Annotated in this window: 10 protein-coding genes and 3 tRNA genes; 4 read left to right on the top strand and 9 right to left on the bottom strand. The window is 72.4% G+C overall.

Features of this window, described 5'->3' with window-relative positions; translation table 11 throughout:
* Window positions 1–135 precede the first annotated feature (135 nt).
* From BMY89_RS19920 to BMY89_RS19955, 8 genes are all read right to left on the bottom strand, one after another.
* Window positions 136–209: transfer RNA gene (locus BMY89_RS19920), tRNA-Phe, on the bottom strand.
* Window positions 210–311: 102 nt separating this feature from the next.
* Window positions 312–385: transfer RNA gene (locus BMY89_RS19925), tRNA-Asp, on the bottom strand.
* Window positions 386–420: 35 nt separating this feature from the next.
* Window positions 421–493, bottom strand: a tRNA-Glu gene (locus tag BMY89_RS19930).
* A gap of 154 nt (window positions 494–647) precedes the next feature.
* Window positions 648–1,436, bottom strand: coding sequence for a polysaccharide deacetylase family protein (locus BMY89_RS19935; protein WP_092381507.1), 789 nt, complete (start codon window positions 1,434–1,436; stop codon window positions 648–650).
* Window positions 1,437–1,549: 113 nt separating this feature from the next.
* Window positions 1,550–2,491, bottom strand: a complete 942-nt coding sequence (locus BMY89_RS19940; RefSeq protein WP_092381508.1) for a MerR family transcriptional regulator — start codon at window positions 2,489–2,491, stop codon at window positions 1,550–1,552.
* A complete protein-coding gene (gene idi, locus BMY89_RS19945; protein ID WP_092381509.1) occupies window positions 2,481–3,107 on the bottom strand; it encodes an isopentenyl-diphosphate Delta-isomerase in 627 nt (208 codons plus the stop codon). Before idi ends, BMY89_RS19940 begins: the two co-directional genes overlap by 11 nt.
* A gap of 55 nt (window positions 3,108–3,162) precedes the next feature.
* The gene (gene crtI, locus BMY89_RS19950; protein ID WP_092381510.1) at window positions 3,163–4,644 is read right to left on the bottom strand and encodes a phytoene desaturase family protein; all 1,482 of its coding nucleotides are present in this window, start codon (window positions 4,642–4,644) and stop codon (window positions 3,163–3,165) included.
* 30 nt (window positions 4,645–4,674) lie between these two features.
* Window positions 4,675–5,829, bottom strand: a complete 1,155-nt coding sequence (locus BMY89_RS19955) for a polyprenyl synthetase family protein (RefSeq protein ID WP_092381511.1) — start codon at window positions 5,827–5,829, stop codon at window positions 4,675–4,677.
* A gap of 65 nt (window positions 5,830–5,894) precedes the next feature.
* Between BMY89_RS19955 and BMY89_RS19960 the strand changes: the two genes are divergently transcribed.
* The 4 genes from BMY89_RS19960 (at window position 5,895) to BMY89_RS19975 (ending at window position 10,734) form a co-directional block, all read left to right on the top strand.
* Window positions 5,895–6,806, top strand: a complete 912-nt coding sequence (locus BMY89_RS19960; protein ID WP_092381512.1) for a phytoene/squalene synthase family protein — start codon at window positions 5,895–5,897, stop codon at window positions 6,804–6,806.
* The gene (locus tag BMY89_RS19965; protein WP_092381513.1) at window positions 6,803–8,125 is read left to right on the top strand and encodes a cryptochrome/photolyase family protein; all 1,323 of its coding nucleotides are present in this window, start codon (window positions 6,803–6,805) and stop codon (window positions 8,123–8,125) included. The genes BMY89_RS19960 and BMY89_RS19965 overlap by 4 nt, the downstream gene beginning before the upstream one ends.
* Before the next feature lie 56 nt (window positions 8,126–8,181).
* Window positions 8,182–9,660: a dihydrolipoyl dehydrogenase family protein gene (locus BMY89_RS19970; RefSeq protein WP_092381514.1), complete on the top strand. Its 1,479-nt coding sequence runs from the start codon at window positions 8,182–8,184 to the stop codon at window positions 9,658–9,660.
* A gap of 72 nt (window positions 9,661–9,732) precedes the next feature.
* Window positions 9,733–10,734, top strand: a complete 1,002-nt coding sequence (locus tag BMY89_RS19975; RefSeq protein ID WP_092381515.1) for a LacI family DNA-binding transcriptional regulator — start codon at window positions 9,733–9,735, stop codon at window positions 10,732–10,734.
* Window positions 10,735–10,874: 140 nt separating this feature from the next.
* Here the strand turns inward: BMY89_RS19975 and BMY89_RS19980 are convergent.
* On the bottom strand, window positions 10,875–11,570 hold a 696-nt coding region (locus BMY89_RS19980; protein ID WP_092381516.1), incomplete at its 5' end, for an aldo/keto reductase.

An 11,570-nucleotide genomic window follows, 5' to 3' on the forward strand; every position in this document is an offset into this window, starting at 1 on the left:
GTGCTGCCGGCACGGCCCGGCGAGCCCGTCTCTGTCGCCGGCAAGCCCGGACCAGCCGCGAAGGTGGGGCACGAAGCAGAGCGCCGACCGGCGTCTCCGCTGATCGGCGCTGCAATAGCCCGGCGAAAGGCTATGTGGCCAGGGGCGGGGTCGAACCGCCGACCTTCCGATTTTCAGTCGGACGCTCGTACCAACTGAGCTACCTGGCCGTGGTGCTCGGCTCATGCTACCCGGCCCGCGGGATCACCGCTGAGAGGGTCCCATGCCCCGATACGCAGAACGCCGCGCGTATCGCGCGGCGTCAGCGCTTGCGGTCCTGACGGGACTTGAACCCGCGACCTCCGCCTTGACAGGGCGGCGAGCACTCCAACTGCTCCACAGGACCTTGCTGTTGTGTTGCATCCGACCGAAGCCGGACCGTGCCCCCAACGGGATTCGAACCCGTGCTACCGCCTTGAAAGGGCGGCGTCCTGGGCCACTAGACGATGAGGGCGGCCCCGCCATCATTGCACACTCGCAACGTTGAAACGGACTTGCTCCCATCCGGCCCCGCCGGAGGCTCCGAAAGCATACGTGATGTCGCAGCGGTCGACCAAACCGGTATGGCCCCAGCCCCATGGCCCCGAAGAACCGCAGCTCAGGCAGGTTCAGGTAAGTCTGGTGATGCCGTGGTCACGCTTCAGGGCGGCGATCAACTTCGGGCAGGCGGCGAGGGTGGCGGCCCGGTTTCCGCCCCCGTCGTGCAGCAGGACGACGGCCCCGGGCCGGGCGGCGCGCTTCACCCGCTTCTGGATCGTGGCGGCGGTCGGCTTGGCCCAGTCCTTCGGGTCGACCGTCCAGTGCAGCGACCGCATGCCGAGCTGCTTGGCGACCTTCACCACCTCCGCGGTCCACCGGCCACCGGGCTGTCGGTAGAACGGCACCTCCGCATCGGGTACCGCCCGCCGGATCTCCTTGTCGGTGCGTACCAGGTCAGCGCGGATCTCCGCGACCGGCCGGCGGGCCAGGTCGAGGTCGTGGTGCCAGCTGTGGTTGCAGAGCTGGTGCCCCTCGCGGACGATCCGCCGCAGTAGCCCCGGGTATTTGCGGACCTGGGTGCCCACCACGCAGAAGGTGGCGGTCACCTTGGCCGCCTTCAGGCGGTCGAGCAGCTGGGGGGTCCAGGCCGGATCCGGGCCGTCGTCGAAGGTGAGCGCCACCCGCTCGGTGCCGGTGGTGCGGACCAGACCGGCGGGAAGCTTGGCCGGCAGTGGGCGCAGTGCGGGCTTCGGCGGCGCGGTGCGAGTCGGCGACGGTGTCGCCTCCGGCGGTAGGGCGGCCGACGGTGGTGGACTGGACGGCGTGCTGGCCTCGGGTGGGCTGCCACTACCGCCGCAACCGGTGACGAGCAGGACAACCAGGCCGAGCAGGCACGCGAGCAGGGCGCGAGGACGCATCGTTCGCTCCCGAGAGGGGTTCGGGGTACGCGGACCCCCAGACGCTAGTTCACCCGTTTTGGGGGGACCCACGGCGGGTCAGGACGCGACCGCCCTGCGTACCCGCCGGATGGTCAGGACGCAGCTGGGCGGTCCGCCGAGTGCTGGACGGCGATGGCGAGCGAGACCGCCTCGGACAGGTCGGCCGGGCGCACCACCCCGGCGGGCAGGGTGTCCGTCCGCCAACCGGGCCCGGCCGCGAGCACCAGCAGGGGTCGCTGTGGCGCGGTGAGCAGGGCGGTGAGCTGGCTCGGATCGGCGGTGGCCCGGGTGTGTGACCAGAGCACCACGGCGGCCGGCCCGGTCCTCTCGACCGCGGCCAGTAGCGCCGCCACCGGCACCCGGGCGCCGAGCATCCGGTAGCCGACTCCGGCCTCGGCGAGCGCCGCCGCCAACGCCTCCAGCGGCAGGCTGTGCTGCTCCTCGTCGGTGCAGGAGAGCAGGACGCGGGGCGACCCGCCGGCGGGACGGGCCGTGGCAACCAGGGTGAACGCCGCCGAGACGCACCGGGACACCAGGTGCTCCACCTCGATCAGCACCCCGGTGGCGGCGTGTCGGTCACCGATACCGGCGAGCACCGGGCGCAGCAGCCGGTCCCAGGTGCCGACGACTCCGTCGGCGGCGATGGCCCGGGAGATCGTCTCGCTGATCGCTGCGCCGTCCAGCCGCATCGCGGCCCGGGCCAGACCACGGGCCGCCGGCCCGGCACGGCCGACCGGGATGGTGTTGCCGCCGCCGTCGCGGGCCCTCGGGCGGGTCCGGGAGTCGCGGTCGGTGGGCAGGGTGTCGGGCGCCTGCCGGGCCCAGCGGGCCGCGTCGGCGGGACTGACTCCTTCGGCGGTGAGCCGCCGCATGATTTCCAGCCGAGCCAGGTCCGCCGGACTGTAGCGTCGGTGGTGGCCCGGAACGTGCTGGCTGGGCCCGAGGCCGTACCGCTGATGCCAGGTGCGCAGCGTGGTCACCGCGACTCCCAGTCGCCGGGCGACGGCCCCTGCGCTCAGCGCCTCATCGGCCACCCGGCCGCTCCGACGCGTCGCCGACCGGCCGCCTGGGCGGTTCCGGCAGGCCGCCGCCGGCGGGCCCCCCAGCCGGTTCTGACGGGTACAGCAGCCGGTCCAGCACGCCGCCCAGCCACGGCGCATACGCGTCGGGGTCGCGGTCGAGCGCGTCGGCCAGCTGCGCCGGATCGACCCAGCGCAGTTCGGCGACCTCCGCGGGTTCCGGGCGTAGCGGCCCGTCGGTGCCGAACTCGCCGAGCAGGACGTGGTCGTACTCGACCTCGACCCGCCCGGTGGCCGGGTCCTCGGCCCGGTAGACGTACACCCCGATCTCGGTCAGCGGCACCGGGCCGGCCCCCAGCTCCTCCGACAGCCGCCGGTTGGCCGCCTCGGCCAGGGCCTCGCCGGGCAACGGATGACCGCAGCAGGAGTTGGCCCACCGCAGCGGGAAGCGGGTCTTCACCGCGGCGCGGCGCTGGAGCAGCACCCGGCCGTCGGGCGCCACGAGCAGCACGGAGAACGCCCGGTGCAGCTGGCCGGGGGGCTGGTGGGCGGCGGCCACCGTGGCCGTACCGATGGGCCGGCCCGCGTCGTCGACCAGCTCGACCAGGTGGCCTTCCCGCGACTGCGGCATCAGCGCCGTCCTTCGTTCGTCACCGCGGGCCCCCGCTGCGCTGCGCTGCCCGCGGTCACCGGCCTTCCCCGGTGATCCGGCCGGCGGCGAGCTTTCCGGAGATGAGCACCATCGGGACTCCGACGCCCGGCTGGGTGCCCGAACCGACGAACACCACGTTGGACAGCGACCGGTGCAGGTTCGACGGGCGGAACGGCCCGGTCTGGAAGAGGGTGTGCGCGGCGGCGAACGGCGTGCCGGCCGCCATGCCCTGTTCGGCCCACTCCGCCGGGGTGATCGCGCGCAGCACCTCGACGCCCGCGCCGAAGCCGACGTACCCGCGCTCCTCGAGGGTGGTGACGAGCTGGTCGGTGTAGCGGGCGGTGAGGTCGCCGCGCCAGTCGAACGGTGCCCGGTCGAGGTTGGGCACCGGCGCCAGCACGTAGTAGGTGTGCCGTCCGGCAGGGGCCACCGCCGGATCCGTCCGGCTCGGGTTGGTGACCAGCAGGGACGGGTCGGACATCAGGTTGCCGCGTCGGATGACCTCGTCGAATGTGCCCTTCCAGGCCCGCCCGAAGTGGATGTTGTGGTGAGCGATGCGGCTGTAGCCCTGGGTCGAGCCGACGTGCAGGACGACGCAGGAGGGCGAGTAGGTGAGCCGGCGGGAACGGGTCGGTGGGAGCAGGTCGCGGTAGGCCACCGGCAGGTCGGGGTTGAGCACCACCACGTCGGCGGGGACGAATTCGTCGTCGGCGGTCACCACCCCGGTGGCGCGGCCGTGCGCGGTCTCCACCCGGGTCACCGTGGTGCCGTACCGGATCTTCACGCCGTGCTTCTCGGCGGCGCCGGCCAGGCCTCGGGAGACCGCGTGCACACCGCCGCGCGGGAAGAAGACCCCGGCGACCGAGTCGAGGTACGCGATGACCGCGTAGATGGCCAGCGCGTCGTGTGGGGCGAGGCCCGCGTACATCGCCTGGAAGGAGAAGATCCGCCGGGTGCGTGGATCCCGGAAGAATTGGTCGATCTTCGTTTGGAGACGCCGGAAGGCGCCGGTGGCGACCAGCTTGAGAAGGTTGGCGGTGAGCAGATCAGTGGGCGCGTCGAGGTTGCGCTCGATGAAGTCGGTCCGCTCCATCCGCCAGAGGTCGCGGGCGAAGTCGACGAATCGTAGGTAGCCGTCGGCCTCCCGGGGCCCGCACACCCGCGAGATCTCCGCCGCCATCGCGGCGGTGTCGGTGACCACGTCCAGGGTGGAGCCGTCCGGGTAGTAGGCGCGGTAGGCCGGGTCGAGCGGGACCAGGTCGAGCCAGTCGGTCATCTCCTCACCGACCGCGGCGAGCGCCTCGGCGATGAGGTCGGGCATGGTGAGCACCGTCGGGCCGGTGTCGAACTCGTAACCGTCCACGCTGAGCCGGCCGGCCCGGCCGCCGGGCACCGGTTCGCGTTCCAGCACGGTCACCTGCCGCCCGCTGCCGGCCAGGTGCAGCGCGCAGGCCAGCCCACCGAGACCGGCCCCGACGACCACCACCCGATCCGTACGTCCGTCAACGGTTCGCACCGACGACCACCTCTCTGCGCAGGGAGCCCATCATGCCCTCCGGTGAGTGGCGGCGTTCGCGAGGCCGACCAGCGCGCTGCGGGCGGTCTCGTCGACGGCGGCCACGTCGAGCGCGGTCAGCGCGTCCTCGACCCGCTCGTCGATCATCCGCTCGATCCGCCCGACCGCGCCGGTGTCCACCATGACCTCGGCCAGTTGGGTGACATCCGGCGCGCCGGTCAGTCGGTCGCCGCGGTCGAGCACCCGTAGCTGCGCCGGGGTGGCCAGCTCCCGGGCCATCATGAGCAGCGCGGTCGGTTTGCCGGTGCGTAGGTCGTCGCCGGCCGGCTTGCCGGTGGTGGTCGGGTCGCCGTAGACGCCGAGCAGGTCGTCGCAGAGCTGGAACGCCTCGCCCACCGCCAGCCCGTAGCGGGTGTACGCGGTGAGCAGCGGGTCGTCGCCGCCGATGCCGGCCAGGCTGGCGCCGAAGAGCAGTGGGCGCTGGACGGTGTAGCTGGCGGTCTTGTACCGGGCCACCCGAAGGGCCCGCTCGACCGACCAGTTCTCCGGGTCGGTCTCGCCGAGGACGTCGAGGTACTGCCCGGCGACGGTCTCCACCCGCATCCGGTCGTAGCCGCGGCGTACCTCGATCAGTCGGTCCGCCGGCAGGTCGGCGCGGGCCAGCAACTGGTCGGCCCAGACCATGCAGAGGTCGCCGATGAGTACCGCGACCGCCTCGCCGAAGCGACCGGAGTCGCCGTTGCGGCCGGCCTCGGCGTGCTGGGCGGCCATCGCCACGTGTGCGGTCGGTCGGCCGCGCCGGGTGGCGGAGGCGTCCATCACGTCGTCGTGCACCAGCGCGAAGGTGTGCAGCAGCTCCAAGGTGGCCAGCGCGGGCAGCACCGGCGTGACCGGCGCGTTTCCGCCGACGGCGCCGCGCCATCCCCAGTAGGCGAACGTCGGTCGGACCCGCTTGCCGCCCGCGAGGACGCAGTCGCGCGCGGTAGCGGCGAAGCCGCCCATCGCCGCGTCGATTTCGGCCAGTGCGTCGACCTCGGTGGCCATGAAATCGGCGAGGGTCTGATCGACGGCCGAGACGAGATCCCGGGTATAGACGGCCAACACGGCCCCGATCGGGTCGTCCCCATCGACCGGCTGCTCAGGCGCCACCCGAAGGAGGTTACCCGTTGGTCGGTCGCTGGCCATGCCGTCGAGCGTACCCTAAGGTTTCAAGTTGCGTCGATTGGTGAGTCGATTTGAAGGAGGGGTCGGTGGACCTGGATCTCGCCGCTGCCTACGAGAGGTGTCGTGAGCTGCACAGACGCCATGGCCGCACCTACTATCTCGCCACCCGACTGCTGCCCGCATGGAAACGGCGGCATGTGCACGCCTTATATGGCTTCACCCGGTACGCCGACGAGATCGTCGACCAGACCGACGCCCTGCCGCCGACCGAACGCGCGGCGCGGCTCGACGACTGGGGTGGGCGGTTCGTCGCCGGGCTGCACGGCGAGCGGGTGTCCGACCCGCTGCTTCCGGCGGTGCTGCACACCATCGCCGTCTTCGACCTCGACCGGGAGGACTTCGCCTCGTTCCTCAAGAGCATGGCGATGGACCTGACGGTCACCTCCTACCGCACCTACGGCCACCTGCTGGACTACATGGAAGGCTCGGCCGCGGTCATCGGCACGATGATGCTGCCCGTGCTGGGCAGCTCCGATCCGCTGACGGCCCGCGAGCCGGCCCGCCAGCTCGGCTTCGCGTTCCAGCTCACCAACTTCATCCGGGACGTCGCCGAGGACCTCGACCGAGGTCGGACCTACCTGCCGGACGAGGACCTGGCCGCCTTCGGGGTGAGCCGGGACGACCTGGCGGCCTGCCGCGCCGCCGGCCGGGCCAGCGAGTCGGTGCGCGACCTGATCCGGTACGAGGTGACCCGAGCCCAGGCGCACTACGCGGCCGCCGCGGCGGGCGTCGTCCTGCTCGACGGCGCCTCGCAGGCCTGTATCCGCACCGCCTACCTGCTCTACGGCGGCATCCTCGACGAGGTGGCGGCCCAGGGCTACGACGTCTTCGCCCGACGGGCCACGGTGCCGCAGCGCCGCCGCCTGGCAGTGGCCGCCCGCGCCCTGCTCACGCCGACCGGCAGCCCGGTCGCCGTACCCGGTCCACCGGCGCGGTGAGCGGGCGTACCGCCGTCGTGCTGTTCACCCGCGACCTGCGGGTGCACGACCACCCGGCGCTGGCCACCAGCTGCGCCGCCTTCGACCGGGTGGTGCCGCTGTACGTGCTGGACCCGGCGCTGGCCCCGCTGTCGCCCAACCGCACCCGCTTCCTGCACCAGAGCCTCGCCGTGCTCCGCCAGGCGCTGCGCGGGCTCGGCGGGGACCTGGTCGTGCGGCAGGGCGACCCGGTGGTGGAGACGATCCGGCTGGCCGGCGAGGTGGGTGCCGAGGGTGTCGCCCTCTCGGCCGACGTCTCCCGCCACGCCGAGCGCCGGGCCCGTCGGCTGCGTACCGAGTGCGAACGCCACCGCCTGCACCTGCGGTTCTTCCCAGGGCTCACCGTGGTCGAGCCGGGGGCGTTGCAGCCCGGTGGTGGTGACCACTACCGGGTGTTCAGCCCGTACCACCGGGCGTGGAGCGGGCAGCGGTGGCGGGACGAACTCGCCCCGCCGGCGCGGGTGGTGTTGCCGGCCGGGGTGGCTGTCGGCCGCCTGCCGGCGCTGCCGGCGGGCGACTCGCCGGACGTCGTCACCGGCGGTGAGGACGAGGCGCGGCGTCGACTGACCCGATGGCTGCCCGTCGTGGCGGGCTACGACGACCGGCACGACGACCTGGCCGGCGACGGCACCTCCCGGCTCAGCTCCTATCTGCGCTTCGGCTGCGTGTCACCGCTCACCGTGGTGAACCGGGTCGGTGACCGCGACTCGCCCTTCGTCCGCCAGGTCTGCTGGCGGGACTTCTACCACCAGGTGACCGCCGCTTTTCCCGACATCTCCCGGACGGCGTACCGGCGGCGTGCCGAGGAGCACTGGCGTTACGACGATGACGCCCTCACCGCCTGGTCGCAGGGGCGCACCGGCCTGCCCGTGGTGGACGCCGGGATGCGCCAGCTGCGGGCCCAGGGGTGGCTGCACAACCGGGCCCGCCTGATCACCGCCGGCTATCTGACCAAGACACTCGGCCTGGACTGGCGGAACGGGTTGGCGGTCTACTTCCGGTGGCTGCTCGACGGCGACGTGGCCAACAACTCGGGCAACTGGCAGTGGGTGGCCGGCACCGGCAACGACACCAAGCCGTACCGGGGGTTCAATCCGGTCCGGCAGGCCGAACGGTACGACCCGGACGGCGCGTACGTGCGGCGGTGGGTGCCCGAGCTGGCGTCGGTGGCGGGTAAGGCGGTGCACCAGCCGTGGCGGCTGCCCGACGCCCTGCGCGGCACTCTCGACTACCCGCCGCCGCTGGAGATGCCGGGTCCGCCGCCGGTCTGGCTGCGATGAGTCTGCTCCCGCGTGGCCGGGTGACCGGTGGCCGGTGGGTGCGCGATGCTGGCGGCATGGCGCAGCCGGAAATCGTGGACGTGGTGGTGCTCGGGCTCGGGGTCGGCGGCGAGGAGGTGGCCGGGCGGCTCGCCGAGGCCGGCCTGACCGTGGTGGGGATCGAGCGCAATCTGGTCGGTGGGGAGTGCCCGTACTGGGGGTGCATTCCCAGCAAGATGATGATCCGGGCGGCGAACGCGATCGCCGAGGCGCGTCGGGTCGGCGGCCTGGCCGGGACCGCCCAGGTCAGCCCGGACTGGGCAACCGTGGCGAAGCGGATCCGCGAGGAGGCCACCGACGGGTGGGACGACCGGGTCGCGGTGCGGCGGTTCACCGACAAGGGTGGGCGGTTCGTCCGGGGCGGTGGCCGGCTCGACGGGCCGGGCCGGGTCCGCGTGGGCGAGCAGGTCTTCCAGGCCCGGCACGGCATCGTGCTCGGCACCGGCACCCGCCCGTCGGTGCCGCCGGTCGACGGGCTCGCCGACACCCCCTACTGGACCAACCGGGAGGCCATCGAGGTCGAGGAGCTGCCCGGGTCGCTGCTGGTGCTCGGCGGCGGGGCGATCGGGCTGGAGCTGGCCCAGGTGTTCGCCCGTTTCGGCGTACGGGTCACCGTGGTCGAGGCGCTCGACCGGGTGTTGGCCGTCGAGGAACCGGAGGCGTCGGAGGCCGCTGCCGCGGCGCTGCGCGCCGACGGGGTGGAGATCCGCACCGGGGTCAAGGCCGCCCGGGTCGAGCACGGCACCGAGGGGTTCACGCTGCGCGGGACCGAGGATGAGGAGTTCACCGCCGAGCGGCTGCTGGTGGTGACCGGCCGCCGTGCCCACCTCGACGAGCTGGGGCTGGAGACGATCGGGGTCGACGCGGGCGGACGTTACCTGCCCGTGGACGACCGGCTGCGCGTCACCGAGGGTGTCTGGGCGGTCGGCGACGTCACCGGCGAGGGTGCCTTCACCCATATCGCCATGTACCAGGCCGCCATCATCGTCGCCGACGTGCTCGACCACCTGCGGCGAGCCGAGGGGGGCGCGGATCCGAGCGGCACCGCCAGCGTGGTCGGCGGCGCGGTCGGCGTGGCCAGCTCGCTGGCGGCCACCGGGTCGAGCGGCTCGGCGGGTTCGGTGCCCCGCGCCGACTACCGGGCGCTGCCCCGGGTCACCTTCACCGATCCGGAGATCGGCGCGGTCGGCCTCACCGAGGAGCAGGCCCGAGAGCGTGGCATCAACGTGCAGGTCGGCTTCACCCAGCTCGCCTCGTCCACCCGGGGCTGGATCAACAAGACCGACGAGGTGGGGTTCATCAAACTCGTCGCCGACGCCGATCAGGGGGTGCTGATCGGCGCCACCTCGGCCGGCCCGGCCGGGGGTGAGGTGCTGTCCGCTCTGGTGGTGGCCGTGCACGCGGCGGTCCCGCTGACCCAACTCCGCCACATGATCTACGCCTATCCCACGTTCCATCGGGCGATCTCCGAGGCGCTGGGCAAACTCAGGTCGTGATTTGACGGCCGGCGTCAATCCGCGGCACCCGGCTGTTCAGTTTTTGCAGAGGCTAGACGTACGATTGCGGCCGTGACGAAGCGGTTGACTGAGGTTGCTCGCAAGGCGGGCGTCAGCGAGGCCACCGTGAGCCGGGTACTCAACGGCCGCGGTGGGGTGGCGGAGGCGACCCGGACCGCGGTGCTCACCGCCCTGGACGTGCTCGGCTACGAGCGACCGAGCAAGCTGCGCGGGGAGCGGGCCCGACTGGTGGGGCTGGTCCTCCCCGAGTTGCAGAACCCCATCTTCCCGGCGCTGGCCGAGGTGGTCACCGGCTCGCTCGCCCAGCGCGGGTTCACCCCGGCGCTCTGCGCCCGCACCATCGGCGGCGTCTCCGAGTCGGCGTACGTCGAGATGCTGCTGGACCACCAGGTCTCCGGTGTCATCTTCGCTGGTGGGTCGTACGCGCTGGCCGACGCCTCACACGAGCACTACCGGCGGCTGACCGATCGCGGGTTGCCGGTGGTGCTGGTCAACGCCGGGGTGGACGAACTCGGCTTCCCCCGGGTCTCCACCGACGACGCGGTGGCGGTGGAGCAGGCGTACGGGCACCTGCACTCGCTGGGCCACGAGCGGATCGGCCTGGTGCTCGGGCCGGAGGACCACGTGCCCTCGCAGCGCAAGTTGACCGCGATGCGGCCGGTGGCCGGTTGGGCGGAGGGCATCGAGTGGGTCGAGCGCTCCAGCTTCTCGATGGAGGGTGCCCGGGTCGCGGCGACCAAACTGGTCGACCGGGGGGTCACCGGCATCATCTGCGCCAGCGACGTGCTCGCCCTGGGCGCGATCCGCGCGGTCCGCCGGCTGGGCCGTTCGGTGCCCGACGACGTGTCGGTGGTCGGCTTCGACGACTCCGCGTTCATGACCTGCACCGATCCGCCGCTGACCACCGTGCGGCAGCCGATCGAGACGATGGGGCAGGCGGCGGTGGACCTGCTGGTCACCCAGATCGAGGGTGGCGGGGTGCTCACCGACGAACTGCTCTTCGAGCCGGAGTTGGTGGTGCGCGGCTCCACCGCCCCTGCTCGCGGCCGGTGACCGGTTATCGCGGGCGCCGCTGGGTAGCCACCGGCTGGATCTCCGGGTGCCGGACGTACCGTCTGGTCGCCTGCTGTCGGGGTTGTTGAAGCAGTGGCCGGGTTACGTCGCGGCTCCGTCTGCCGAAACGGTCGGTGACGCTACAACATCTCCAGCGGTTGCGGGCCGGCCGGCGGCGGGAACGCCGTGTCGAGGGCCGCCACGTCCTCCTCAGTCAGATACAGGTCGCGTGCTTCCGCGTTCTCGCGGGTGTGTTCGGGATTGGACGATCGAGGGATGGCCGCGACCCTCTCCTGCCGCAACAACCAGGCCAGCGCCACCTGAGCGGGCGTGACCCCGTGCCGGGCGGCGACCTCCGCGATCTGGGGGTGGCCGAGCAGTCGGCCCTGCTCGATCGGCGAGTACGCCATCACCGGGATCCGGTGCTCGCGTAGCCACGGCAGCAGGTCGTACTCGGGACCGCGGCGGGTGAGGTTGTACAGGATCTGATTGGTGACGCAGGAGTTTCCGCCCGCCTCGAACAGCTCGGTCATGTCGGAAAGATCGAAGTTGCTCACCCCCCACTGCCCGATGTCGCCGGCGTCGACGAGTTCGGCGAACGCCTCGATCGTCTCCGCGAGTGGATGCGTGCCACGCCAGTGCAGCAGGTAGAGGTCGATGTGGTCGACGCCGAGTCGTTGCAGGCTGCGGCGGCAGGCTTGCACGGTTCCCCGTCGGCTGGCGTTGGACGGCAGCACCTTGTCGACCAGAAAGACGTCGGCGCGTCGCCCGACGATCGCCTCGCCGACGAGTTCCTCGGCAGCGCCGCCACCGTACATCTCCGCAGTGTCGATCAT

The organism is Micromonospora phaseoli (assembly GCF_900109115.1).
GTDB classification, from domain to species: Bacteria; Actinomycetota; Actinomycetes; order Mycobacteriales; family Micromonosporaceae; genus Micromonospora; species Micromonospora phaseoli.